The 26,111-nt window shown below is 58.6% G+C and carries 21 protein-coding genes; 8 read left to right on the forward strand and 13 right to left on the reverse strand.

Going from position 1 to position 26,111, the window contains the following annotated elements:
• Positions 1-123: 123 nt before the first annotated feature.
• The 6 genes from FD37_RS10895 to FD37_RS10920 form a co-directional block, all read right to left on the reverse strand.
• On the reverse strand, positions 124-807 hold the full coding sequence (locus FD37_RS10895) for a methionine ABC transporter permease (RefSeq protein ID WP_045806155.1): 684 nt from the start codon (positions 805-807) through the stop codon (positions 124-126).
• The gene (locus FD37_RS10900; RefSeq protein WP_056965384.1) at positions 808-1,851 is read right to left on the reverse strand and encodes a methionine ABC transporter ATP-binding protein; all 1,044 of its coding nucleotides are present in this window, start codon (positions 1,849-1,851) and stop codon (positions 808-810) included. It abuts the gene before it with no gap.
• A gap of 56 nt (positions 1,852-1,907) precedes the next feature.
• Positions 1,908-2,732 (reverse strand): MetQ/NlpA family ABC transporter substrate-binding protein, encoded by an 825-nt coding sequence (locus FD37_RS10905; RefSeq protein WP_045806156.1) that lies wholly within the window; start codon positions 2,730-2,732, stop codon positions 1,908-1,910.
• Positions 2,733-2,768: 36 nt separating this feature from the next.
• Positions 2,769-3,587, reverse strand: coding sequence for a MetQ/NlpA family ABC transporter substrate-binding protein (locus tag FD37_RS10910; RefSeq protein ID WP_056965277.1), 819 nt, complete (start codon positions 3,585-3,587; stop codon positions 2,769-2,771).
• Positions 3,588-4,095: 508 nt separating this feature from the next.
• Positions 4,096-4,644: a DNA-3-methyladenine glycosylase I gene (locus FD37_RS10915; protein ID WP_056965279.1), complete on the reverse strand. Its 549-nt coding sequence runs from the start codon at positions 4,642-4,644 to the stop codon at positions 4,096-4,098.
• Positions 4,645-5,261: 617 nt separating this feature from the next.
• On the reverse strand, positions 5,262-6,902 hold the full coding sequence (locus FD37_RS10920; RefSeq protein WP_056965281.1) for a peptide ABC transporter substrate-binding protein: 1,641 nt from the start codon (positions 6,900-6,902) through the stop codon (positions 5,262-5,264).
• Between the two features lie 546 nt (positions 6,903-7,448).
• Between FD37_RS10920 and FD37_RS10925 the strand changes: the two genes are divergently transcribed.
• A complete protein-coding gene (locus tag FD37_RS10925) occupies positions 7,449-9,710 on the forward strand; it encodes a glycoside hydrolase family 3 C-terminal domain-containing protein (RefSeq protein ID WP_056965283.1) in 2,262 nt (753 codons plus the stop codon).
• Positions 9,711-9,782: 72 nt separating this feature from the next.
• On the opposite strand, the gene FD37_RS10930 is transcribed toward FD37_RS10925, so the two are convergent.
• The 5 genes from FD37_RS10930 to FD37_RS10950 all read right to left on the reverse strand — a co-directional run bounded on the left by FD37_RS10930 (position 9,783) and on the right by FD37_RS10950 (position 17,010).
• The gene (locus tag FD37_RS10930; RefSeq protein ID WP_056965285.1) at positions 9,783-10,790 is read right to left on the reverse strand and encodes a choloylglycine hydrolase family protein; all 1,008 of its coding nucleotides are present in this window, start codon (positions 10,788-10,790) and stop codon (positions 9,783-9,785) included.
• 213 nt (positions 10,791-11,003) lie between these two features.
• A complete protein-coding gene (locus FD37_RS10935) occupies positions 11,004-11,987 on the reverse strand; it encodes a choloylglycine hydrolase family protein (RefSeq protein ID WP_045806163.1) in 984 nt (327 codons plus the stop codon).
• Between the two features lie 158 nt (positions 11,988-12,145).
• Complete coding sequence (locus tag FD37_RS10940; protein WP_056965287.1) at positions 12,146-15,304, reverse strand: AAA family ATPase; 3,159 nt, start codon at positions 15,302-15,304, stop codon at positions 12,146-12,148.
• Complete coding sequence (locus tag FD37_RS10945) at positions 15,301-16,434, reverse strand: exonuclease SbcCD subunit D (RefSeq protein ID WP_056965288.1); 1,134 nt, start codon at positions 16,432-16,434, stop codon at positions 15,301-15,303. The genes FD37_RS10940 and FD37_RS10945 overlap by 4 nt, the downstream gene beginning before the upstream one ends.
• Before the next feature lie 3 nt (positions 16,435-16,437).
• Positions 16,438-17,010, reverse strand: a complete 573-nt coding sequence (locus FD37_RS10950; protein WP_082605182.1) for a DNA-3-methyladenine glycosylase I — start codon at positions 17,008-17,010, stop codon at positions 16,438-16,440.
• A 219-nt stretch (positions 17,011-17,229) separates the two neighbouring features.
• Here FD37_RS10950 and FD37_RS10955 point away from each other — a divergent pair, with 219 nt between their 5' ends.
• Positions 17,230-18,165 carry a matrixin family metalloprotease gene (locus tag FD37_RS10955; protein WP_056965290.1) on the forward strand — a complete coding sequence of 312 codons (936 nt, stop codon included), beginning with the start codon at positions 17,230-17,232 and terminating at the stop codon, positions 18,163-18,165.
• Positions 18,166-18,305: 140 nt separating this feature from the next.
• Positions 18,306-19,250: a GH25 family lysozyme gene (locus FD37_RS10960; RefSeq protein ID WP_052957110.1), complete on the forward strand. Its 945-nt coding sequence runs from the start codon at positions 18,306-18,308 to the stop codon at positions 19,248-19,250.
• 108 nt (positions 19,251-19,358) lie between these two features.
• On the opposite strand, the gene FD37_RS10965 is transcribed toward FD37_RS10960, so the two are convergent.
• Entirely contained in the window at positions 19,359-20,483 is a 1,125-nt protein-coding gene (locus FD37_RS10965; RefSeq protein WP_056965291.1) for a family 8 glycosyl hydrolase, read from the reverse strand.
• Positions 20,484-20,559: 76 nt separating this feature from the next.
• On the reverse strand, positions 20,560-21,219 hold the full coding sequence (locus FD37_RS10970; RefSeq protein WP_056965292.1) for a hypothetical protein: 660 nt from the start codon (positions 21,217-21,219) through the stop codon (positions 20,560-20,562).
• Positions 21,220-21,486: 267 nt separating this feature from the next.
• Here FD37_RS10970 and FD37_RS10975 point away from each other — a divergent pair, with 267 nt between their 5' ends.
• The 5 genes from FD37_RS10975 to hisJ are packed head-to-tail and all read left to right on the forward strand — an operon-like array spanning position 21,487 to position 26,101.
• Positions 21,487-22,566, forward strand: coding sequence for an ABC transporter substrate-binding protein (locus FD37_RS10975; RefSeq protein WP_056965293.1), 1,080 nt, complete (start codon positions 21,487-21,489; stop codon positions 22,564-22,566).
• Entirely contained in the window at positions 22,566-23,387 is an 822-nt protein-coding gene (locus tag FD37_RS10980) for an ABC transporter permease (RefSeq protein ID WP_056965294.1), read from the forward strand. Before FD37_RS10975 ends, FD37_RS10980 begins: the two co-directional genes overlap by 1 nt.
• Positions 23,387-24,196, forward strand: coding sequence for an ABC transporter permease (locus tag FD37_RS10985; RefSeq protein WP_056965295.1), 810 nt, complete (start codon positions 23,387-23,389; stop codon positions 24,194-24,196). Before FD37_RS10980 ends, FD37_RS10985 begins: the two co-directional genes overlap by 1 nt.
• On the forward strand, positions 24,193-25,236 hold the full coding sequence (locus FD37_RS10990; RefSeq protein ID WP_056965296.1) for an ABC transporter ATP-binding protein: 1,044 nt from the start codon (positions 24,193-24,195) through the stop codon (positions 25,234-25,236). The genes FD37_RS10985 and FD37_RS10990 overlap by 4 nt, the downstream gene beginning before the upstream one ends.
• Positions 25,229-26,101 (forward strand): histidinol-phosphatase HisJ, encoded by an 873-nt coding sequence (hisJ, locus tag FD37_RS10995; protein WP_056965297.1) that lies wholly within the window; start codon positions 25,229-25,231, stop codon positions 26,099-26,101. The genes FD37_RS10990 and hisJ overlap by 8 nt, the downstream gene beginning before the upstream one ends.
• Positions 26,102-26,111 lie beyond the last annotated feature (10 nt).

A 26,111-nucleotide genomic window follows, 5' to 3' on the forward strand; every position in this document is an offset into this window, starting at 1 on the left:
CCCCATCCTCCAATCCTTTAAGCCGCTTTACCACTGACCCCAAACAAAAACGTTATCCCGGCAGTGACGCACCACAGGATAACGTTTTGAATGATTTCACTTAATGGGACGCGCCGTTTCAGGTTAGGCCGAATGGTCGACCTTGCGCGCCAAGAGGTCCCCACAGAGTTGAATGGCGAAGACCAAGACCAGGATGATCAACATGGCTAAGAAGGTCACGTCGCTTTCGAAGCGACTGTACCCCACGTTGATGGCCAGGTTCCCCAGGCCCCCACCACCGATGGCGCCGGCCATGGCGGTCAGGTCGATCAGACTGATCAGCGTGAGGACGGACGACCGGATGATGTCGGCCAGGCCTTCCCGCAGGTAGACCCGGAAGATAATGGCGATGGGACCGGAACCCACGGCCTCGGCCGCTTCGATGACCCCGTGGTCCACTTCCGCCAGGGCGTTTTGAATCTGCCGCGCGTAGAACGGGGCGGACCCGATCACCAACGGCACGATGGCCGCGGTGGTCCCGATGGCCGTGCCGACGATGATCCGCGTCACGGGCGCGATCACGGCCAGCAAGATTACGAACGGAATCGACCGGAACAGGTTCACGATCTTATCCAGAATGTTATAAACGACTTTGTTCTCCAAAATGCCGCCCGGTTGGGTGACAATCAGGCCAATCCCGATGGCCATCCCGATGATGCCGGCCACCACAGCCGTAATCAGCGTCATATAGATGGTTTCCCAGGTCGCCTGCAGAAAGTCACTCTTCATCGTGACCGCGTTTGGAAAGTACTTTGCAAATAAACTCAACTAGGCCACCTCCGGATCTTTGGGCGTCAAGAACGTGATTTCAATGCCGGCATCCCGGCAGTATTGCCAGGCCTGCTCGAGCTGGTCGGGTTCCCCGGCCATTACGACCACCAGGTTGCCCAGTGGCGTGTCTTGGAGGATCTCGACGTTCCCGTAGAGGATGTTCGAGACCACCTGATACCGTTTGAACAGCTCGGTGATCAGGGGCGCATCGGTGCTGGCCCCCACGTACTTGAGTTGCACCAACCGGTGATGGTCGTCCAAGCCCAGCTTTTGCTTGTAAATCTTGTCGAGGGCCTGGTCGATCTGGGTGGCGGTGTTGATAAAGTCCCGGGTCAGCGGCTGCTTGGGCTCGCTGAAAATGGTGACCAGGTCGCCCCGTTCGATGATCTCGCCGTTCTCCATCACGGCGACCTTGTTACAGATCTCCTTGACGGCTTCCATTTCGTGGGTGATCAGGACCACGGTCAGGCCCAGTTCCCGGTTGAGCCGCTTCAGCAGCTCCAGAATCTGGGTCGTGGTCTTGGGGTCCAACGCACTGGTGGCTTCGTCACTGATCAGGATCTCCGGATCGTTGGCCAGCGCCCGCGCAATGGCGACCCGCTGCTTTTGCCCCCCGGACAGTTGCGCCGGGTAGTCCTTGGCCTTTTCACTCAGTCCGACCAGGTCCAGCAGCTTGGCGACCTTTTCGCGCCGCTCCTGCCGGGAAAGGCCGGCCCCCTTCAAGGGGTAGTCCACGTTATCGGCAATCGTGCGGGCGTTCATCAGGTTAAAGTGTTGGAAGATCATGCCGATCTTCTTCCGCGCTGCCCGCAGCTCTCCCGACCGCAAGGCGAGGATGTCTTGTCCGTTGACCGTAACCGTCCCAGCGGTAGGCCGCTGTAGGCGATTGATGACCCGGACCAGGGTACTCTTCCCGGCTCCGGAATAACCAACGACCCCATAAATGTCGCCGCGGTCGACCGTCAAGGACACGTCCTTCACGGCTGGCACCGTTTGGCCCTTGTTATGGAAGGTCACGTCGATATTCTTTAATTCAATAATAGGTTCTTTCGTCACAGTCTTCGTTCTCCTTACTCCCCGCTGCCGTGCACGAGGGCTTACTTCAATTTCAGATTCCAAGCCGGGATGGACAGGCCATCGTAGGCTTTTTCAATGTTCTTCTTCGTGGCTTCGGTCTGGTAGGCCTTGATGATCTTCTTAAACGTGGCACTGTTCTTGTCCGACTTGTTGGCCGCGATGATGTTGATGTACGGCTTCGACGCCTTGTTGACCTTTTCTTGGAACAGGGCCTTCTTGGCGTTCAGCTTAGCACTGGCCGCAAATTCGTTGTTCACAACGGCCGCCGTGGCATCGGATAAGGACCGGGGCGTCTGGGCGGCGTCCATTGGAGTGATCTTCAGGTTCAACTTGTTTTGCGTGATGTTCTTCGGCGTTGGCAAAGCCACCTTGTCGTTGACCTTGATCAGTCCAGCGGATTCGAGCAGGTGCAGCGCCCGCCCTTCGTTGGTCGCGTCGTTTGGAATGGTGATCTGGTCACCCTTTTTGATCTGGGACACCTTGGTGATCTTCTTGGAGTACAGGCGTAACGGGGCTAAGTAGGTGTTGGCGATGGCCACGATGTGGGTCTTGTGGGCCTTGTTCCAAGTGTTCATGAAGTAGGTGTGCTGGAACGAGTTCAGGTCAACTTCGTGGTTCGTCAGTGCCGCGTTGGGCTGGTTGTAGTCCGTGAAGGTCACCAGCTTGATGTTGATGCCCTGCTTGGCCAACTTGGTCTTGATGGGTTTCCAGATTTTTTCATCGGTCCCCATGATGCCGACCTTGACCGTCTTGGTGCTGCTAGCCGACTTGCCACAACCGGCCACGATCAGCAATGGAATCAACAGTAAAAATAACCAGGCAAATTTCTTAAATGAATACTTCATTATAAAGTCCCCTTTTCATGTGTCAATCTAATCCGTTTATTTTAGGTTCAGGTTCCAGGCCGGAATCGACAGGCCATCGTAAACCTTGGCGATGTTCTTCTTGTTGGCTGCGGTCTGGTAAGCCTTAGCGATCTTCTTGAAGGTCGCGTTGTTCTTGTCCGCCTTGTTGGTGGCCAGGATGTTGATGTACGGCCGCGAGTCCTGATTAACGGCTTCCTTGAAGAGCGCCTTCTTGGCGTCCAACTTGGCACTGGCCGCAAATTCGTTGTTCACCACGGCCGCCGTGGCGTCGGACAGTGACCGCGGCGTCTGGGCCGCGTCGACCGGCGTGATCTTCAGCTGCAGCTTGTTGGCCGTGATGTCCTTAGGCGTCGGCAAGCCGACCTTCGAATCGACCTTGATCAGTCCCGCCGAAGCCAGCAGGTGTAAAGCCCGTCCTTCGTTGGTGGCGTCATTAGGAATCGTGATCTGGTCGCCGCGCTTGATCTGGGACAACTTGGTGACCTTCTTGGAGTACAGCCGTAAGGGCGCCAGGTAGGTATCGGCAAAGGCCACGATGTGCGTCTTGTGGGCCTTGTTCCAGGTGTTCATGAAGTAGCGGTTCTGGAAGGAATTCAGGTCGATCTCGTGACTGGTCAACGCCGCGTTGGGTTGATTGTAATCCGTGAAGCTGACCAGCTTGATTTTGACGCCTTCCTTGGCCAACTTGGCCTTGATGGGCGTCCAAATCTTCTCATCACTACCCATGATGCCGACCTTGATGGTCTTTTGACTCGACTTCCCACAACCTGAGACGATTAATAATGGAATTAATAGCAGCACCAGCCACGCAAACCGTTTAAACGATGTTTTCATACACGAAACTCCCCTCAGCCATCCAGTATTGATGTTCTAATCTTCACGACGGAAACCGGACCAAAAGAAAAAGTCCGCTCCTAACTTAATAGAAACGAACTTAGTCGTGGTACCATTCTAATTCAAATCGGCGCAAACCGACCCCTCATTAACACTCTTGGCCGTAGCCGCAAGTGCGTGCACGATAATGAGTGCCAGTCATCGTTGTCTAAGCCGCAGCCTCGACAGCGCCAATTCATCTCAGGCCATCTTCACCCCGGTGGTCGCTATCCGCTTGCAGCAAACTGCGGACTCTCTAGAAGCTTTACCAAGGGTTACTCTCCTGATCACATTGTTTCCGATCGCTTAATTTACAAATTAGTCTAATGCAACTTTAATTCGGTGTCAAGCACAAGTCATTATAAAATATTTTATAGCAACCGGCGCGACCCGGATTGACGTTGTCCCTTCACCGTTATGGTTGACCAAGCCGGGGCCATTTCCCGGCCATTCTCATAGTATTCTCATTTTACTGGTCGAGGATCTCGTCCCGCAAGATCCCGGCGGCCTTGAGAAACATATGGGTCACGACCGGGCCCACAAATTTACAGCCCCGGCGTTTCAGGTCCCGCGCGACGGCTGAGCCCATCGTCGACTGGTTCACGATCTCATCGCGACTGACCACGGGTAATAGCAGCGGCGTGCCGTGAACGAACTGCCAGAGATAGGCGGCAAAACTGCCAAACTCAGCTTGAATCTGCAAGATGGCCCGCGCATTTTGAATCGTGGCGCGAATCTTGCGCACGTTGCGAATCATCGCGGGGTCCCGCGCGATTCGTTCAACGTCGGCTTCGAGGTCGAGCTGCGCCACGCGGCGGATAGCCATCTCGGCAAACACCCGGCGAAACACGGGGAGCTTGCTGGCGGCCGCTTGCCAACTCAGACCGACCTGGAACACCCCCACGGTCATCAGTTCAAACAGGATATGGTCGTCGTGCGTGGGCGTGCCGAAGTAGGTGTCGTACTCCTGCACCCCATCGGTCTGCCACTGCCGGCCATCGTCTACCGCAATCGTCATCTGCTCACGTCCCCTTCCGTCCTCTCAGTGTAGCACGCGTAGGGGGCGGGCGGTAGCCTTGGCCGCAATTGACTAGAACCGCCGCTTCACGCCGGCGAGCAAGATGACCGTGGTGGGCACGCCTGCGAAGCCCTGCACAAATCGCAGATCTCCGCAGCGCGGCCTTGATGTAAGCCGGCCCAAAACGCCGACTAACATCAATTTCACCACGGTCATCAAGTCGCCTCTGTTCCGCTCACACAGTGGTAATCCGTAAAACTGGTGGCAGACGTCGATTGCTTCCGCTCAGCCGGGCCGGACCGACCGACAGAGCAACCCACCACCGCCATCACCGTTTTTTTCATCAACTAGGGGCGGTCATAAAACACAATCACCCATTGAAATGCTCATCCATTAAGAAGAATCCGGTTTAGTTGCTATGATCACTCATATCAGCTGGCGGGCCAGTCAGAAATGGGCTCAGGAGTGAAATTTGTGTTGGCCAGTGTTCTTTACCGGCCTAGACAAAGGTCGGTCTTCAAGACCTGGGCTTGGGCTTGAAGCCGTGCCCACCCCGTTCCAGCCCATTTCTGACTGGCCCAGAAGCGCTGAATCCTCTAAGTGCGTCTTTTACAGCCCTACTTAATATAAGCGTACTTGTAGCTCCATTGCGTGCCGGCGGTGTTGTGGATGATGCCCTTGACGTTGGTCCGTTGCAGGTACGCGTAGTCGGCCTGGTACAGCGGCGTGAAGCTCTGCGTCTTGTTGATCAGCTTGGCCGCCTGCACCATGTCCTCCCAGCGCCGCTCAGGGTTCGCGGCGTCCTGGTTCTGGGCCCGTTGAATCAGGTTATCGTAGGTCTTGTTCGACCACTTCCCGTAGTTCAGCGAGTTCGAGCTGACCGGAATCTGCATAAACGAGATCGGGTCGTTGAAGTCCGCGCCCCAGTGTGACAGGTAGATGTCAAAGTCGCCGTTTTGCGACCGTTGTTGGGCCACCTGGGCGGGCACGTTTTGAATGTTCAGCTTGAAGCCCGGCAGCGTCTTCTCCAGTTGCCCCTTGAGGTACTGGGTCACGGTGCTGGCCATCGGGTCGTCGTTACCGGCCAAGATGCTCAGCGTGACGGTCTTGGTGCCCAGTTGTTTCTGTGCGGCCGCCCACTTCTGCTTTGCCAGCTGCGGGTTGTAGGTCGTGGTGTTCTTGACCGCCTGCTCCGTCGCGAAGTCCTTGCCCGTCTTGGGGTTCTTGGCCAAACCGCTGGTCACGAAGCCGGTCGGCGTCACGGACCCATCCCCCAAGACCTTCTTGGTCAGCTCGGCGCGGTTCAGGGACAGCGCAATCGCCTGGCGCAGGTTCTGGTTGCTGAGCTGCTTGCGCTTGGTGGCGTCCGTATCCTTAAAGTTGTACTTCAGGTGAATCATGATGGAGTACGGGTACTCCTTGAAGGCGGCGTTGTTCTTGTAGTTCTTGACTTGCTCGTTCGACAACTGGGCGAAGTCGAGTTTCTTATTCTGGTAAAGTCCCAAGCCGGTCTGCGGGTTCGCCACGACCTGGTAGTTGATCTTCTGCAGCTTCACGACCTTGTGATCCCAGTACTGGTTGTTCTTGACGAAGGACCAGGTGTTGCCCGTCCCCTTCCAGCCCTGGATCTTAAACGGTCCACTGTAGACCATGTACTGTGACTTGGTCGCGTACTTCTTACCGTACTTGTCCACGACCTTTTGGTTCTGCGGCGCAAACAGCGGGTAGGCCATCAGGATCTTAAAGTAGGCCATCGGCTTATCCAGCTGGATCACGACCGTCCGCCGGTTCTTCGCGTGGATGCCGATGGTGTCCGGGTCGGCCTTGCCGGCGATGATCTTGTCGGCGCCCTTGATGCCCGAGAAGAGGTAGGTGTACGTCGACTTGGTGGCCGGCGTCAACGTCCGCCGCCAGGAATACACGAAGTCCTGCGCGGTGATGGAATCCCCGTTGCTCCACTTGGCGTTGTCCCGAATGTGGAACGTCCAGGTCTTTTGGTCCGCAGAGACCTTCGCCGAATCGGCCAAACCAGGCGCGACTTTCCCGTCTTTGCCCAGACGGTAGAAACTTTCAAAGACGTTCCCCGTTTGCCCGTAGCCGGTGGCTTTGGCTAAATCAATCGTGTCAAGAGCGGCCGTCGCCGGCAGGTTTAAGTCCTGCTTGGGCTTTGCCGTCGTCTTCGATTGGCCACAAGCAGCCAGGCCCAGGCCCAACACAACCACTGCTGTCACTAATCCAATACCGGTCCATTTTCTCATCATTGATTTCTCCTCTGTTTATTCCTCAAATTAGGTGTCTCCAGCCAGTCCCGGCCGGCAATGTCAGGCCCCACCCGCGTGGACAAATCGCCAGTGGTGCCAGCCCCTGCCGTGCCCCGTTGGTGTCCAAGCCAACGGGGGACGGCAGGGCCATTTCCGGTCTCCGAAACCGCACAATCAACGCATTTAACGACAAAAAACGGGTATTCCCCACGCTCACACGTGAGAAATACCCGCCGTTATTGACTCGTCAACTATGTAGGTGCTACGAGTTCGGCTGGGAAATCACGGATGAACGCAACGCAAAAAGGCACACGTTACATTCGCAACATGCGGCAGCCGTAGCTTGAACTTGACGGTTAGCACTGATCATCGTGATTTCCTCCCTTACTGTTTTTTCGTTAATTGCTGGATAGCACTTTCTTAAAGTAACCCACTTCGTTTTGTTTGTCAAAACATTTGTCCGCGTTCCGGAAAAAAGTGTCATCTCCGGAATGAAAACGGTATACTGGTATTAAGTTGACTTAGTAGAAAGGATTTGAACGTATGGACATCGAAAAGACATTGGCGGACCTCACCCTTGAGGAAAAGGCCGCTTTAGTTTCGGGTAAACATAATTGGTACACGGCCACCATTGACCGGTTAGATCTTCCCACCTTGATGATGACGGACGGTCCCTCCGGCCTGCGCAAGCAGGATCCGGACGCCGGCGCGAACGACCTGAACAACTCCGTTCAGGCTATCACCTACCCCGCCGCCGCGCTCAGTGCCAGCACGTGGAACCAACCGTTAATGCACCAGTTGGGTGAACATTTAGGTGCCGAAGCCCGGGCCGAACAGGTCAGCCTGTTGCTGGGCCCCGGGGTCAACCTCAAGCGGTCCCCACTGGGCGGTCGAAACTTTGAATATCTTTCCGAAGATCCCCTGGTCGCCGGCAAGCTCGGCAGCGCCTACGTTCAAGGGGTCCAGTCCCAACACGTGGGGGTCTCCGTCAAGCACTTCGCCGCGAACAACCGGGAAAATCAACGGTTCACGGCCTCCAGTGACATGTCGCAACGGACCTTGCGGGAACTCTACCTGCGGACCTTCGAAACCATCGTCAAGACGGCCCACCCCGCGACGCTGATGACCTCGTACAACAAGATCAACGGCACGCTGAACTCCCAAAACAAGCGTCTGCTCCGCGAAATTCTCCGCGATGAATGGGGCTTCCACGGCGCCGTCATGTCCGATTGGGGCGCCGTGGCCGATCACGCCGCCGCGTTACGGGCCGGTTTGGACCTCGAGATGCCCGGCAAGGGTCAGGCCTCGATCGACGAAATCATTCGCGCGGTCGAGACCGGTGAACTGGACGAAGGGACCCTCGACAAGGCCGTGCGGCACATGCTCCACCTGCTCCGCGACTGGGAGGCCGCACCGCAGGCTGGTCGCTACGACCACCACGCCCACCACGAATTTGCCCGGAAGATGGCCGACGACGGGATTGTCCTGCTCAAGAACGACGACCAGGAGCTGCCCCTCAAGCCAGCCGCCGCTGGCAAGGTCGTCATCATCGGCGAACTGGCCGACAAGCCCCGGTACCAAGGGGCCGGCAGTTCCCACGTCAACCCGAGTGAGCTGACCACGCCGCTGGCCGCGCTGAAGGATAGCGGGTTGAACGCCGACTACTATCCGGGTTACCACCTGAACGAGGACGAGACCAACGACGACCTGGCCGACCAAGCGTTAGCCGCCGCCCAGGACGCCGATCACGTCATCGTCTTCGCCGGCTACCCGGCCAGCGCCGAATCCGAAGGGTTTGACAAGAACTCCCTGATGCTGCCCGAAAATCAGACGGACCTCATCGGGAGCCTGGCCAAGGTCAACGCCCACACCACGGTCGTCCTGCAAAACGGCTCGGCTGTTGAAATGCCGTGGATCAACACCGTGGCCGCCGTGGTCGAAACCTACCTGGCCGGTGAAGCCGTGGGTGAAGCCACCTGGGACATCATCACCGGTAAGGTCAACCCATCCGGGCACCTGGCCGAGACCTTCCCATTACGGCTCACCGACACGCCGATGGCCCCGACCTTTGGCCAAGACCCGCATCACGAATACTACTCCGAAGGCATCTTCATGGGCTACCGCTACTACGACACCCACGAGATGCACGTACTCTTCCCGTTTGGTCACGGCCTGAGCTACACCACCTTCGAGTACACCGATCTGCACGTCGACGGCAACGCCCGCGGCGCGACCATCAGCTTCAACGTCACCAATACCGGTGACGTGGCGGGGCAAGCCGTGCCACAACTCTACGTGGCGAACCACGCGTCCCACGCGCCGATGCCGACCAAGGAACTGCGCGCCTTCACCAAGATCGCCGTGGCCCCCGGCGAGACCAAGCCGGTCACCCTGCACCTCAGTCGGCGGGACTTCAGCTGGTGGTGCGAACGCAACCACCGTTGGCAAGCCGACACGGGCGACTACGAGATCATGGTCGGGGCCTCATCCCGTGACATGCGGTTGCAGACCAAGCTCAGCATGGACTTCGAGAACTCCCCGGCACCCGTGACCAGCGAGACCTACCTGACGACCATCGTGCAGGACCCCGAACTGCTGGCCATCTTCAAGCAAACGGTTATCCAACCGCTCGCCAACGAAGGCGACGGTAGCGGGAATCCGTTCGTGGCGACCGATGAGAACGGGGAAGCCGTGGCCCTCAAGGACCGGATGTTCCTCAACATGCCGTTACGGGCGGTCGTTGCCCTGGGGACCTCCCGGCAATTGATCCACCACTTTATCCACGAAGCCAATCAAAATCGCTAACAAGCGCTTCACCAAAACGGACGTCCGGCCAAGTTGCCGAGCGTCCGTTTTTAGGTGTCTATTCTGCGCAGGTTACTCTTCGGTTGAGACTTGGTCGGCGGTCAGATCACGCACGTAGACCTGCCGGGACATCGGGTACTCAACGGGTTCCTCCAGGTGGTCTAACAAGTCATCGGTCAGCGCCACCTTCTGCAAAATCTGATTTTCGTACAGGTCCATGTAGTAGGTGTGCGCCGTCAGGTTCATGTACCCCCGATACTGGGTGTAGTCACTCTGCCCGTCCTCCTGGATCTTGACGCCCTTGGGAATCGTGACCCCGTTTAAGATGTCCTGCAAAAGATTCAGCGTCCCGGGCACGTCCGTGGCGGGCGTCGCGTACTCCTTGGTGAACACGGTCTTGACGAACCGCGACATCGACGTATAATCCCCCGGCAGGCCCACGGCGCCGGTCCCGGGTCCCTGGGTCGTGGGCGTGTAATCCATCAACGCGTGGGTCGGCCGCTCCTGATTGGTCAACGTGCTGTAGGTGCTCAGGTGTTGCAGGTGCCAACTCAGGTTCGGCGAATTGGTCATGACGCCGACCGGGTCGTCGATCAGGTGCAGTTCGCCACCCTCGGGTTCCAAAACGGCGGTCGTGCCGGTCGCGTCACTGATGATGAAGTGCAGTGGTGGCACCACGTTGATCAGGGCGGCCGGAACGTTGATCAGTTGAATCTGGCCCACCTTTTTTCGTAAATCGGCCACGCTGGTGATGTTCCCGAGAACCCAGGCCACGAAGTCTTGCGGAGCCAGTCCCAGCATGTCGGCCGGCGTGTCCTCCAGGTAACTGGCGTGACCCGGAAAATACAGGGCCCCGATCCCGACACCGCACTCGTTCACCCCGTCGGTAAACATCTCGTGGTCCAGCTTACGGCCGGCCCCCACGAACCCGTACTGGGTGGTAAAGGTCCCCGCGTCCCCCTGAACGGTTCGGTTCCGCGGCATCACCATGATGCGGGCTTGAAAGTCCGTCCCGAAGTCCATGGTGCGGGCCAAGAAATGGTCCCCCTGTTGATTTGCTAACGTTAAACTCGTACACATCGTCCTCATCCCCTCTTCTTTCCTAATTACCGTCCAGTATAAAAGGTGTGGGGCCAAAAGGCCGGCCAAAGCACGTGGCTAGTTAAGCCATTAAGATAACTCGAGGCCGCCTCTTTTGGAGGCTTTCGGCACCAGCCCCCTGTTCAAAAAAACAGGAAGAAGGTTCGCGAAAAATCGCAAACTTCCTTCCTGTCTTCGTCTATCTAACCCGCGCTAATTGAGTTCCTTGATGTGGGGCTGGTGGGCCAAGGCGTAGTTGATGGGCTCGTGGCAGTTGGCCAACATGTCGTCGGTCAGGACCACCCGCTGCAACTCCGCGTTGTCGTAAGGTTCCATGTAGTAGGCCCGCTCCTCTAAGCTCATGTAGCCCCGGTACTGGGTGTAGTCGCTTTCCCCGTCGGCCTTGAGCTTCACGCCCTTGGGAATCGTCACGCCGTCCAGCAGGTGTTGCAAGAGGTTCAACGTGCTGGGAATATCTGGCGTCGGTTGACTAAAGTGCTTGGCGAACACCGTCCGGATGAACCGCGATGGCGACGTATAGTCGCCGGGCAAGCCGAACGCGCCGGTCCCGGGACCCTGGGTCTTCAACTGGTACCCCTGGTAATCGTGCAGGGGCCGTTCCTCGGCCGTGAGCGTCCCGTACGTGCTCAGGTTCTGCAGGTGCCACCCGAGGTCTGGCGAATTCGTCATGACGCCGACCGGATCATCCAGCAGCTGTAAGTCCTTGTTCGTGGCTTCCAGTACGGCCGTGTCCCCGGTAGGGTCGCTGACGATAAAGTGTAACGGCGTCGTAATCTTCAACAACGCCACCGGGACGTCGACCAGTTGGATCTCCTGGACCAGCTGCCGCAGGTCCTCCACGCTGGCCGCGTTGCCCAATGCCCAGGCCGTGAAGTCGTGGGGCGCGATGCCCTGCTTATCGGCATCGGCGTGTTGGACGTAGTGCGCGTTGGCTGGGAAGTACAGTGCCGCCACCCCTAAGCCGTGTTCGTTCACGCCATCGACAAACATTTCGTGACCAATCTTCCGGCCGGCCCCAATGAAGCCATACTGGGTCGTAAATTCACCGGCATCTCCCTGGACGGTGAAGTTCCGGGGCATAAACATGGGCTGTCCGTTCAACTCGAAGGCGAAGTCCATGGTCCGGGCCAGGAAATGGTCCCCCCGACTATTTTGATAAGTTAGGCTGGTGCACATTCAATACCATCTCATTTCGTTATGATAGCTTCTATCATAAGCCATTTCAACACGAAATGCACTAGAAATCGTTGAATATATAACCGTTTTATTGTAAAACTTATCAAGCGTTGCAACCGGCCTTGAACCGTTCAGGGGCGTGGCTTTTGCCCATCGGCCTACAGGTCCGCAATGGTTTGGTAGTGGACGTGACTCTCCCCGTTACCGTCCCCGATGACCTGTAATTGATTCGGGACCTGCGTTCGTAATTCGCTGACGTGACTGATGATGCCGATCATTCGGTGCTGCCCTTCGACGGCCTCCAGGGAATCCAGCGCCGTCATTAAGGCGTCCTCGTCTAGCGAGCCAAAGCCCTCATCGATAAAGAGCGCGTCCACGTCCACACTCCCGGTCGTCCGCTGAATGACCTCGCCCAGCGCCAAGGCAAGGGCCAACGCCGCGATGAAGCTTTCCCCACCGGAAAGGGTGTGCACGCTGCGTTGTTCGCCCACGTGGTCGTCGTAAACGTCGATTTCCAGTCCGGAACGTTTCTTAGAGGCCGCGGGGGTCTCGTCGATGACGAACTGGTAGCGGCCGTTGGTCAGTTGCTGGAGTCGGTGATTCCCCACGGTCAGGATCTGCCGCAGGTAAGTCTGGAGCACGTAGCGTTCCAGGCCCACCTTGCTGTTGGGTCCATCCCCGTTCAGCACGCCGGCCAGCTCGGCCAATTCCTGCGTCCGCTGGGCGGCCGTCTGCCGGTCGGCCAATTGCTGGGTCAGCTCGGCCAACCGGTCTTGGTTCTGCTGCCACTGGTTCTGGTAGGCGTAGCGCTGATCCTGTAGCTGGGCCACGGTCTGGCGCTCGGCCGCTAACGCCGCTTGGGTCCGCTCGCGGTCGGGCGCCGGTTGCTCCCCAATGCGCTTGGTCACCTCGCCCAGCGTTGCCGCGGTCCGTTCCTGCTGGGTCTGAAAGGCCTGCAGCGTTTGGCGCTTGGCCGGTAGCGTGGACAACGCCGCGAACCAGTCGGTCAGTTGGGCCTGGTCATCGGTGACCGTCAACTGGCGATCGGCCAACGCGGCTTCCAGGGCCGTCCGGGCTTCCTGGACCGCCCGTTGGCTGGCGACCCGTTCCGCCTGAGCGTTCTTCACGTCCGTTTGGGCCACCGCGGCGGCTTGCTGGGTCTGCGTGACCCGCTGGTCCAACGCGGTCAGTTGGGCCTGATTCCGTTGGAGTTCCGCCGTCAGCTGCCGTTCTTGGGCGCTAAACGCCGCAAAGGTCGGGGCGTCGGGGTCCAGTTGGGCCCGTTGGGTCGCGAGTTGGGCCGTCAGCCGGGCGAGCGTGGTCTGGGCCGCCGCTTGGGCCTGCGTGACGGCCGTCTGCTGGTCAGTCGCCGCCGCGACCAACGTGGCTAAGCGCTGTTGCGCCGTGGCGACCGCCGTTAGTTGCTGTTGGTTGGCGCGCAATGCCTGCGTCGTTTGGGCCTGTTCGCGTGCCACGATGGTCAGGAGGTCCGTGACCGTTGCTTCGGCCGTGACGCCCGCGAGGTCCGTCAGGGTGGTCCGCAACGCCCCCAAGGCCTGGTCATTTTGTCGCGTCTGCTCCGCAACGGTGGTCCGCAACTGGATCAATTCCGCTTCCAAGCGATTGACCACCTGCTGTTTCTGGGTGGCGGTCGCTTGGGCCGCCCGCACCGCGGCGGCCGTCACCGTCACGGTCGCCGTCCCGGGGGTGGCTGGTTGCGGATGGGTGGTCGAGCCACAGACTGGACACGGGCTGCCCGGCGTCAACTGCGCACTCAATTCGGCGATCTGGCCCCGCAACCGGGCCTGGTACTGGTCATCGGCCGTCTGTTGGGCGGTCTGAGCCGCCGCCTGGGCCTGCGTCACCTGTGCGGCGAGTTGCGTCACCCGGGCCTGCTGGTCAGCCGCGGCTCGTTGGGCTTGCTGAAGGGTCTGGCCCTGCTTTTGCCACTCGGCCAGGTGCTGTGCGGTCTGGGTCAACCGTTGATTGGTCGCATACAGTGTTGCCTGCTGGTCAATGATGGCCTGCTGAGCCGCTTGGTCGCGCGCGTTTTGTTGCAGCGCCGTTTGCGCGGCGGTCACCGCCGCGGCCGCCTGTGCTTGCTGTTGCTGGGCTTGGCGCTGCGCGGTCTGGGCCTGGTCGATCTGCTCATAGATCGGCCGGATGCGGGCATTTTGGGCCTGCCGGTTCTGCTGCTGCGTGATGCGCGCCGGGAGGTCGTCCGCCGCGGTGCGGGCGTCCTGCGCCGCCTGGTACGCCGCCTGGGCCTGGGTCAGTTGGTCGGTCGCATGCTGACTAGCCGCTTCCCGGCGCTGCTGCGTCTGTTGGGCCTGCTGCCACGCCGTCCACTTGGGGTGCACGTGCTGAGCCCATTCGAGGTCGGCGATGGTCGTCGCCAAGGTCTGCATGGCCGGCTGCTGGGCCGCCAATTCCCGTTGCGTCGTCTGCAACGTCGCCAGTTGGTGACGATCCGCCACCAACTGTTCTTCCTTCGTGTCCTGCCGCGTCAGGGCCTGAACCCGATTTTGGGCCGCTTGATAGGCGGTCGTGGCCTGTTCTTCAGCCGCCTTGGTCGCCGCCTGCTGTTCCGTCATCAGCGCCGTCAACTCGGTCGTCTTGCCGGCGGTCAACAGGTCGGCGGCCGTGGCTTGATTATCGGGGTCCCAGACCAGCGACTGCTGGACCCGGGTCAGTTCCGCCAACGCCGCCTGATTCGCTTGCCGGTCACGCCGCAATTGGTCGTTGAGCCGTTCCGCCCACCGCGCAAAGATCTTGGTGTGAAAGAGTTGTTCGAGGACCGCCGCCTTATCGTCACTCGACGCAATCAGGAAACGGCGAAACTCCCCCTGCGGCAACAGCACGATTTGGGCAAACTGCTGGCCGTCCATCTGCAGGAGATTCTCCAGGTAATCGTGCACCTTTCCTGCCTTGGTCAACTGGTCGATTTCGGTCTCCCCGTCCCAAACGGTCAGCGTCACACTGGCCGCCACGTCCGTGACCCCGGTCCCCCGCTTCTTGTTCAACGTTTGCGCGGGTTCCCGCACAATTTCATACCGGCGGTCCCGGTGGGTGAAGGTAAAGGTCACCCGAGTCGGATCGGCGAAGGTCGCGAAGTCGGAGCGCATGGCCTGCGGCTTGCGGTCGTTCCCCGACGTTTGGTCGAACAGCGCGTAGCACATGCCGTCAAAGATCGTGGTCTTCCCGGTCCCCGTCTTACCACTGATCAAGAACAGCGGCGTGCTGGTGAACTTGGTGAAGTCAATGGTCGTATCCCGGTACGGCCCAAAGTATTCAAGGTGTAGCGTTTGTGGCGTCATTGCGCGTCCTCCTTCATCGCTTGCTGCAACGCCTGTTGGGCCCAGCGAGTCTGCTGGTCGTTTAAGGCGTGCTTGGTCGTTTGGCTAAAAAAGTCCGTCATTAAGGCAAACGGATCGGCCTGCAGGCGTTCGGGCGGCAGGTCCGGCAGCGCCACTTCCAGCGGGTTGACCCGGTGCAACTCGATAATCTTCGGGAAGCGTTCCTTGAGGCGCTGCATCACGTTGGGAATCGGCGCGGTATCCGTTAAATTGATGGCGATAAAGTCATCGGCGGTCACCGGAAAATCGTGCTCCCGGTCCAGTAAGGTGGCGAAACTGTCCTCCAGCACCACCAGGTCGTGGAGGGGCGTCAGCGGCTTGAAGGTCACCGTGACCGGCGTGGTGTCCGTGTCCACGATCCACACGCCTTTGGTGTCCTCGGCTTCGCTGGTCGAAAATTTCAGCGGCGACCCACTGTACTTAATGGTGGGTTCGTGCTGGAGCGCCTCTTTGCGGTGCAGGTGTCCCAGCGCCACGTAGTCAAAGTCGCGCAACAGGTCCACGGGGACCGCGTTCAGCCCCCCGACCTGGACCTGCGTCTCCGAATCGCTATGGTGACTGCCGGCCGCGAAGAAGTGGGCGACCAAGACGTGCTTCTTATCCGGGTCAAACTTCTCCTTCATCGCCGCCACCAGGCGTTCCATGGCCTGGGCCTCGGTCCGGATCGACTCGTCATCGAACAGCTGTCGGACCGCGAACGGCTCAAAGTAAGGGAGCAAAAAGAACTGGGTGTCCCCCATGACCACCGGTTGCAGGCCCTCCGCCACCGTCGTTTTCAGGTAGAAGGCGGTGCTGGCAAACCACTGCCGACCGTACCCTAACCGCACGCCGGAGTCGTGGTTCCCGCTGATCGCCAAGATTGGCAACTGCTGCCGGCGGTTCAGGTCGACCAACATGTCGTCCAATGCCGTCACGGCGGCCTCACTCGGCAGGGCCCGGTCATACAGGTCCCCCGCGATCACCACGGCGTCGACCCGCTCCTGCAGAGCGATGGCCTTGATCTGCCGGTACGCGTCGCGCTGTTCCGTCAGCAGATCATACCCGTGCAACTTTTTGCCAATGTGCCAATCGGCCGTATGTAAAAAACGCATCTGTTACCCTTCCTTTCCTTGCCGTTCCGGTGCCCAATCGCAGTTCAAGAGGTGGTCATTGATCAACCCGGCCGCCTGCATCCACGAATACACCGTGGTGGGACCGACGAACTTAAAGCCCCGCTTCTTCAGCTCGCGGGACACGTGCTGCGCCAGATCCGTGGTCGGCGGTACCTGGTCACTGGTCGTGAAGTGGTGCCGAATGGGCTGGCCGCCCACGAAGTCCCAGAGCCACGCACTAAAAGTGCCTGGCCCGGACCAGTCCCGGATCACCCGGGCGTTGTTGACCGTGGCGTTCAACTTGAGGCGGTTGCGAATAATGGCCGGGTCGTGCAGGCAGCGGTCGAGGTCGGTCGCCGTCATCGCCGCGACCCGTGCCACGTCAAAATCATAGAAGTCTTGCCGAAAAGCGGCCCGTTTATTGAGCACCGTTTGCCAACTTAATCCCGCCTGATAGGTCTCCAGGCATAATAATTCAAATAACGACTGCTCGTCATGCTGCGGCCGGCCCCATTCCTGGTCGTGATAGGCCTGCATGCTGGCGGAACTATTCGCCCACGGACACCGAGTGACCATTGTCATCATCCTCTCTTAAATCGTTTAGTCTTACTATACCAGATTTAACCACCGAGGCGAACAGATATTCCCCTCCTCTTTTCGTGAAACCGTCATCATCACTGATAAGTGGGCAATCTATTGGATAGACTTTCTGATTGTTTTGCTTGACCGGCTTTTTAGAAAAGCATATGCTGTTGTAAACTAGAGATTGTTTTGGGGATTGAAGGAGGTTCTATCATGAACGCACATCACATGAAACGCCGGGTTCAACTAACCGCGATTGCGGCCACGTTGTTAGTTGCCCCCATCGTGTCGACCAGTACGGTGACCGCGCAGGCGGCCAGCGTGAAGCCCTCCAGCAGTGTTTTAAAAAAGAGCAATAGCTATTATCGGAAACACGCGAAACAACTGGGGAAGAAGTATAAACTCGCCTACAACGCACAAACGGGGCTGAAGAAGAACGGGAAGGCCGTAGTGTATGTCAACACCAAGGATCCTAACCTGAAGAAGAGCGTCAAGCTGGCCATGGACTACTGGAACCACAAGCTGGGCAAGAAGACCTTCACGCAGGGAACCAAGAAGTCGCACACGCTGACCTTCTCCGTTTCCAATGCCAAACCTTCTAAAAATGATAACAGCGACGCCTGGTGGACGCCCTCGACCAAGCAGGTTCAGGTGCGTAAGTACTATTACGACGCCGCCAAGCAGGATATCGGTGTGGCCATGACCAACGGCTTAAACGACTCGTTCTACCACCAATTTGCCGGGACGATCGAAGCCCAAGCCAAGGCCGAGTTAGCCGCCAAGGGCATCACGTCGAGCGATAAGAACTACTCGGCTCAGTTCAACGAGACCGCCCAAAAGATCGAGGAATCACTGCCCGAATACGCGACGTTGAAGAGTCGGGTCGCGGCCGTGGAAAAGAGCGTCGCGGCCCAGGGTCGGATGTACGAATACGCCGGCACCATCGCCCACGAATTCGGCCACGTGATGGGCCTGAACCACTCCCCGAACAAGAGCGACCTGATGTACTTCGAGAGTGGCACCAACAAGGTCAACAGCTACTCACAGGTCACCTCATCCAAGGGACTCAAGGTCTACAATCCGGTCACCAGCACGGACAAGGCCCGGGCCCAATTGGCTTTGAAGATTTACATTGCGCAACATAAATAGGCTCCGACAAACCGTCCGTTAATTTTTGACCGGACGGTTTTTTGCTGCAATCGAAATGTAATTAATTGTAAATTTGTGGTAACCTCGAGGCGATGTCCCCCGTGTATAATCGGGGGCAAAGACTGAGGAGGGTATTTTTTATGCATAAATTGTTACAACGCTTCGGGATCGGTTTGGCTGCCATGGCCGCTGTCGTTGCCGTGGGTGTCGGGTTAAACACCACCACGGCCAACGCCGCCGGCAAAAAAGTCGCCGACATCTCGCAGTACCAAGGCAATATCAACTGGTCCAAGGCGTCCAAGGACTTAAAGTACGCCATTATTCGGGTCCAACATGGTAGCAAGGGTGACAAGGGTTACATGGTTGACAGTGCCCGCAACACCAACGCGAACGGTGCCTACAAGTACGGCGTTCCGTTTGGCCAATACATGTTCGCCCAATTCACCAGCGTCAAGGATGCGCAACAGGAAGCCAAGGACTTCTACAAGCGCAGCAACGCCCACACGAAGTTCTTCGTTCTGGACGAAGAACAACGGATGAGCTCCGCAACCAAGTCCGAACAAACCTACGTCAACGCGTGGTTGAAGACGATGCGGAAGCTGACCAACAAGCCGCTGATCCTGTACTCCGGTGAATACTACGCCACGGCCCACAAGTTGGACTTCTCCAAGTTCGACGGTGCCTGGATCGCCAAGTACAGCTCCGTGAAGCCAAGTGTTCCGGGTGTTTCGGCCGACCTGTGGCAATACACCAGCAAGGGCCGGGTCTCCGGTATCAGCGGGAACGTCGACTTGAACAAGGTCTTAGACAGTTCCACCGTGAACAGCTGGTTCAAGAGCGCCGCTGCCCACGCCACGACGAGCTACTACCAAACGATCAGTGGCGTGACCGGTATCAAGACCACGAAGCCAGTCTACGAATACTCATCCATCAACTTCACCAAGAGTGCTCGCGGGACCAAGGTCAAGGCGGGTACCAAGTTAGCCGTTAAGGCCATCACCAAGAACAGCAAGGGCGCCTACCGGTTCCAGTTGACCAACGGCAAGTACGTCACGGCCAACCAATCCTACGTCGCTACTTACTAAACTTATCGTTCCACGAAAAAGGCATCCCTCAGCGGAATGCCTTTTTTTCGTGCAATCTAGGGGGACCGGACACCCATTCCGATCCTCTTTTTGTATGTTTTAAACTATCTACGACAAGGCCGTCACGACTTGCAGCGTTGCCGAATAGTAGGTGTGCTTGGTGATTTTCGCCGGCAGCTGCCGGGCGGTCTTCCGGCGCAGCCCACTCATTTTCAACGTACGGGCGGCCGCGTTGATGGGGGCGTTAAAGGCCGGATTGGTGTAATTGTTCACGGCGTGGCCGCCTAACGTGTACCCGGACGTGATGCGCGCGCGGTGCTTGAAAAAGGTCAGCTGCTTGGTCAGCGCCCGTTTGGTCGTCGCATCGTGGGTCATGCGGTAGGTCTGGGCGAGGCGCCACGGGACCCGACACGCGTTATACCCCACCTGATTATCGGTGGCCGATTCAATCTCCCCGGGATGCACGTTGGTCAGCGCCAACTGGGTGCCGCTGACGCGAATGAAGTCCGGAAAAAGCCCCGTTTGATGCCGCGCGCTCAGCCGGCTGACGAGGCGCTGACTGCGTTGCGCGGCCTGGGTCCAGACGTGCTGATGGGTGAACTTGGCGAACGTCTTAAAGTACCCGGTCATCAGGTCCGACGTGCGCAGCTTGCTGCGGTCATAAGCAGTCGTCGCCCAATTACCCATGAGCGGCAGCTTGGTCGTGGGATTGAGCTCGTGGCGTGCGATTGCCGTTAGTAAACGCTGCGCCGCTTGCCGGTAATTCACCCGGCGACTGCCCCACTGCCGATCCGCTAAAATCAGCGCGTAGGCGATGTCGAGGTCGCCGTCGGTCGCACTGTTGCGCTCCGAGCCCACGCTGGTCAGCTGACCGCCGCGGCGCGTCTGGCGCCAACTCATCAGCGGATTGTCGGCCGCGATCCGGTGCGCGCGGTAGTACCGGTACAGTTGGTTAAACGTGGTCTGGCTCTTCACGCCCCGTTTGGCCGCCAAGACAGTCGCCAGCATGCCGTACCCCTGGCCTTCGGAAAGAACCTGGGTGGCCCCTTGACCGTCATTGGTCTTCACATATTTCTGGGTCTTCCCGCCCAGGTACGCCCGGCGCCACTGCTGATACCAGGTCACCGCTTGGGTCGTCTGGGCCTGCGCCGTGATGGGCCGGTCGAGCCCCCACAACAGGCCGCCGAACGTGAGCAGGCCCACTAGGCCGACCATGATTTTTCGTCCTCGCATGAGTACCACTTCCCTTTCCTTCCAGTATGCGCCCGCTGACCAGTCTCGAGGCCCGTCAACTGACGCCACTTGTCCCCTAGCTCAACCAGGAGTCCAACTCGAACTTGCGCATCGTGATGCGGTGTTGCGCCAGGGTGGTCAGCCCGTGCAGTTCCGCATACCCGGGCTGCGTCGGCAACAACTGCTGGATCTGATCCGCCACGGGCGCCGGAAACAGCCATTTCAGGGCGTTGAGTTGTTCAAAGATCGTGAGAACCGCCAGACTGGTCGCCGGCAGGTCCCGGTCGGTGATCTGCTGGGTCAACCGCGTGAGGACCGCCTGCTTGGCCGCCGGCGTGGGCTCATAAATGGTGTGCGGCAACAGGTTGTTCTGAAAGATCACGGTCTCCACCTGATACCGCTGCGCCAGCTCCGGTCCCACCGTGTCGTAAATGGCGTTCGCCAGGTCCCAGCTGACCAGCAGTTTAAACCCGGCTTCCGTGCTGTCACCGGTTTTAAGCTGGTCCTGCAACCGCGTCGCCAGCAACTGCAGCTTGGCCGGCAACGCGGCCTGTAGCCGGTCGCTGTTCGGAACCGCCAGGCGTTGCTCGGTCACCGTCAACAGATGCTGGGCCCGCAGATCCAAAAAGGTGGCCAGGACCAGGTAGGCCTGCGTGGTGAACCGGGTTCGGAGCATGGGCCGCGTCGTAATCTTTTCGGTCAGCAGTAAATAGTCCTGTGCGATTGGTAAATCCATGGTAAAACTCCCCCTTACTTTAATAACCGTTCATGCTTGATACCTTAAGCCTACCACGCGTTTTAATAAATTTGGTAATATCCGCTTACCCCCAAAATGGGGTCAAATGATGGTGATGACCCATCAATTTAGCATGAGAACATGTCTCCTCATAAATGTTGTTATATCAACCTTTACACGAATTGTATCAATCTGTTGCGAAATTTTTACATGCCTCCGCTATCGTAAAGGACGTATGACAGGGCCTAAATTTTGAGGAGTGATTTGATGAATTATCGTTTATTGGCTGCTGCGGCAACCACCGTTGCCTTAGCCGCAACGTTAAGCGGATGTGCTAGCAGCACCACGAGTGCCTCGTCCGACAATTGGAAGACCATCACGGAACAGGCAAAGAAGGAGGGGCAAATTGCCTCGGTCGGGATGCCCGACACCTGGGCCAACTGGATTGGCACTTGGAACGATATCAAGTCAACGTATAGCTTGAAGCACAAGGATACCGACATGCCCAGCGCCCAGGAACTCCAGAAGTTCAAGACCGTTCAGGGCAAGAACGCGCCGGATATTGGGGACGTGGGCCTGAACGTCGCGCCGACCGCCATGCAGCAAAAGCTCCTGATGAAGTACAAGACCAAGTACTGGAACGACATCCCCAGCTGGGCCAAGGACAAGGATGGGTACTACTCCGCCGGCTACCAAGGCTCCATCGTCTTCATCACCGACACCAAGAACGTCAAGGCCGCTGATGCGCCCAAGTCCTGGGCCGACCTCGCTAAGGGCCAGTACAAGGTCGCACTCGGTGACGTCTCCACGGCCGCGCAAGCCCAATACTCTGTGCTGGCCGCCGCTTACGCACACGGTGGCAACGAAGGCAACCTGAAGCCGGGGCTGGACTACTTCGCCAAGTTACAGAAGGCCAAGCGCCTCTCAACGGTCGACACCACGATTCAAAACCTCCAAAAGGGGGAACTGCAAGTCGCCGTCATGTGGGACTTTAACGCCCTAAACTACGCTCACCAGATCAATTCCAAGCGCTACAAGATCACGGTGCCAACCGACGGCACGGTCACGAGCGGGTACGCTGAGATCATCAACAAAAAGGCCGCTCACCCGTACGCCGCCAAGCTGGCCCGCGACTTTATCCTGTCCGATAAGGGCCAGATCAACCTGGCCAAAGGGTACGCGCGGCCCATCCGAAGCAACGTCAAGCTCCCGGCCGACGTCAAGAGCAAGCTGCTGCCCGCCAGCGCCTATGAAAAGGTCTTCCACGTCAAGGATAACGACACCTGGAACAAGGCCACGGTCAAGCTCGGCCAGGAATGGAAGGCTGACGTCTTAGGAGCTAACTAATGGCGAATCGTCTAAAGATCTTTCTGCCCTTCGGTATCTTGGTCGTGCTGATCCTGATTATTCCGGTGCTGGTGATGCTCATCGCTAGTTTCCAGACCCTGGATGGCGGCTTGACCCTGGATAACTACCACCAGGTCATCACGAACCGTTACTACCATCTGGCCATCCTGAACAGCCTGAAGATTTCCGGCATCACGGCGGGCGTCTCCATCGTGATCGCCATCGTGGGGGCCCACGCCCTGACCAAGCTGCAGACCAGTACCAAGCAGGCGCTCATCACCCTGTTCAACATGTCGGCGAGCTTTGCCGGCGTGCCCCTGGCCTTCTCGTTGATCATCCTGTTCGGAAACGCCGGGGTGTGGCGCGCCATCACGACGGCGCTGGGCTGGCCCAACGGCCTGAACCTGTACTCCCTGACGGGGGCCACGTTCGCCTACACCTTCTTCGAGATTCCACTGGGCATCATGTTCCTGTTTCCGGTCTTCGAAGAGCTCAATCCACAATGGCGCGAGGCCTCGGCCGTGCTCGGCGCCTCGCGGGGCTTCTTCCTGCGCCAGGTCATCTTACCGGTGATCCTGCCCAACCTGGTCGAGGTCTTCATCCTGCTCTTCGCCAACGCGATGGGCACCTACGAAACGGCCTTTGCCTTGACGGGGAACAACATCGTCACCATCCCCACCCTGATTGGCGCCCTGATCAACGGGGAGTTGACCGCCAACGTGCCCCTCGCCTGTACCTTTGCCACGATTTTTGCCGGGTTGATGACCCTCATCGTCTGGGTCGGCAACCGCGTCACGCGTTCTAAGTGGGAGGTGGCCTAATGCTCTCTTCCACCGAACGATTTTACGCCCGTTTCGTGACCTTACTGATTTTTATCTACCTGGTCATGCCGATTTTGGCCACCATCGTCTATTCGTTCGCGACCTCGTGGGTCAAGACCATCCTGCCGGAAGGCCTCACGCTGAAATGGTACCAGCAACTGGTGACCAATCCCGACTTTAGTGCGGCCTTAGTCCGTTCACTGGGGCTCAGTCTCGGCACCACCCTCATCGCCATGGCGTGTTTCTTGCCGGTGGTCTTCTACGTCAACGTGTACGCACCCAGCCTGAAAGCCAAGCTGCACTTCATCACGATCCTGCCGTTCACGATTCCCGGCATCATCCTGGTCACCGGCCTGATTCAGGTCTACGCGAACCTGCCGATCCCGAAATCGTTGATTCTGGTCCTGGCCATCGCCCTGCTGAGTCTTCCGTTGACCTACCAGGTCCTGAACAACGCCTTCATCGCTCACGACTTTCGGGCCATGTTCGAACAGGCCCTGGTTCTGGGGGAACGCCCCATCCCGGCCTTTCTGAAGGTGATTCTCCCGAACATCAAGTCGGGTATCTTCGTGGCCATGCTGCTGACGTTCACCAGTGCCTTCGGGGAATACGTGCTGACCAACCTGTTGCTGGGGGGCAACTTCGAGACCCTCAAGATCTACATGTACCGGTTGATGCAGAGCAACGGCCAGGCCAGCAGCGTTCTGACCACCATCTACTTTCTATTTCTCGCGTTTATTTCCCTGATTTTAATTCTCATCATGCGGCACGCCAACACGCCGTCAAAGGAGCGGTCCAAGCACTCATGAGTTCAGCCTTTTTAGCCCTTAAAGATTTAAGTATCACCCTTTCCGGGGCAACCATCATTCAGCATATGTCGTTTAGCGTCCGGGCCAATACCCTGACCACGTTACTCGGTCCTAGTGGGAGTGGGAAGACCACCGTGCTCCGGGCCATCGCCGGGCTCAATACCCGTGTGGACGGTGAGATTCTGCTGGACGGCCAGGCGATTCAACAATTACCCGCCAATCAGCGTCAGCTGGGCATGATCTTTCAGTCCTACGCCCTCTTCCCCAACCTCTCCGTGTTCGACAACGTGGCCTACGGGTTGCGGGTCCAGCACCAGTCGGCGGAGGCCATTGAGCAAGCCGTGACCGGTATGTTAGCCACGGTCAACCTAAGTGACAAACGCGACGCCTATCCGCACAACCTCTCCGGGGGACAACAACAGCGGGTCGCCATTGCCCGCTCCCTGGTGCTCAAGCCCAAGTTGCTTTTGTTAGATGAACCCCTGAGCGCCTTAGACGCCCAAACCCGGGTCGACTTGCGCGATCAGATTCGCGACTATCAGCAGAAGCTGGGGATCACCATGCTGTTCGTGACCCATGACCAGGCCGAAGCCATGGCCATCTCCGACGACATCATCGTCATGAACGCCGGCCACGTCCAACAGCAAGGCGCCCCCATGGCCATTTACACCCAGCCCGCCAACGTCTTCATGGCTCAGTTCATCGGGCACCACAATCTCTTGACCGGCGACCAACTGCTGGCGCTGGGCTGTCACCACACCCGCACCCAGGCCGTCCGGGCGGCGCACCACTACATTGTGCGGCCGGAGCTGTTCTTCCGCGAAGAACCCCAGAATGCCGGGCCGGTCGTGGCCATTGCGGGGCACCTGATCAGCGCCACCATGCTGGGTGACCGCATTCGCTACCGGTTTGCGACGGCCGTGGATCAGCTGACGTTGACCGTTGAACGGTTGAATCACACCACGCCCCTCGCGCTCAACCAGCCCCTGACCCTGTACCTGCGGGAACACGACGTTCAGGAGGTGGGCCCCCATGCTTAGTCTAACGGCTCTCCATCACCTGGACCGGCGCACCTGGAGCGGTCACAACCACACCGAATTTTGTCCGCACGGCTCCGGCGAAGACGTGGAAGCCTACCTGGAACGCGCCATCGCGGCGGGTTTCAAGACCTATTCCATCACCGAGCACTTCCCCCTGCCGCCCGCCTTTTACCGACCCACGCAAGGGTCCCGGCACGCCATTGCGACCGCGGCAATGGCCTACGACGAGCTGCCACAATACTTCGCCAAGATGAACTACCTCAAGGCCAAGTACCGCGACCGGCTCCAAATTTTGGTCGGATTTGAGGTCGACTACCTGCCAGAGTTCCGCGATTGGACCGCCGAACAGCTGCATCAATACCACTCACAGATTGACGACGCCATCCTGTCGGTGCACTTTTTGCCAACCGCAACGGGGCTGCGGGCCCTCGACGACACGGCGGCCGACTTTCGTCAGGGCGTCCTGCAGGAATATGGGTCACCCGTTGCCGTCGCCCACGCCTACCTGCGCACCATGCAGCAGGCCGTCGACTGGGACGTGGCGGACAAGCCCCACCGGTACGGGCACCTGATGCTCTACCGAAAGTGGCGCAACACCTTCCCCAGCCAGACGCTCTGGCAGGACGCCCAGACCAACCGCCAGCTGGGAGACCTCCTGACCACGGTGCAACAACACGAGGAGTTCCTCGACTGCAACATGGCCGGGCTATTTCGCCCCACCGAAACGGAGTCGTCCCCGTCGGCCAACTGGTTACGCGCCGCCCAGGAACGGCAGATCCCGTTGGTTTTTGGCGCCGACGCCCACCGCGTGAGCGCCGTGGACGAAGGCTACAACACGTATCTGGAAGATCAGGACTACCACTAGGAGGTCACCC

This window comes from Levilactobacillus spicheri DSM 15429 (assembly GCF_001435095.1).
Lineage (GTDB): Bacteria > Bacillota > Bacilli > Lactobacillales > Lactobacillaceae > Levilactobacillus > Levilactobacillus spicheri.